Genomic DNA, 480 nt, shown 5'->3' on the forward strand with positions numbered 1-480 from the left:
CTTCTACGCCATCGAACTGGAGGCGGGCGAGCTCCTGCTGCTCGACATCGACGGGGCCGAGCCCGGCCTCGACACCGTGATCCGGCTCTTCGGGCCGGACGGGCAGGAGATCACGTTCGGGGACGATGCCCCGCTCGACCCCGGTTCGCTCGTCCACCCGAACTCCCCCACGGCGACGCTCGATTCGTTCGTGAGCTTCCGCGCAGCCACGTCGGGCCTCTACCGCTTCTCGGTGGAATCCTGGGAGAGCGGGTCGGCCGGCGATTACGATCTTCATGTCAGCATCGGCGACCCCGCTCCGCTGGAGCAGATCCTGGCCGAGGATATCCGGAACCTCTGGGGCGGCAACCGGTGGAACACGGCCAATCTGACCTACGGCTTCCCTACCCTGCCGAGCCAATATGGCGGCAGCTCCCCCGATGAGACCGGCAACAATTTCGAGGGCTTCAACGCCACCCAGCGCGCGGCGGTGACCCAGAT

The 480-nt window shown here is 66.9% G+C and carries 1 protein-coding gene; it reads left to right on the plus strand.

What is annotated here, in order from left to right:
* Positions 1 to 480, plus strand: a 480-nt coding sequence (locus AC2JF9_RS08665; RefSeq protein WP_500726956.1) for a hypothetical protein, incomplete at both ends; no start/stop codon positions are given.

The organism is Lactobacillus sp. C449L, assembly GCF_059900815.1.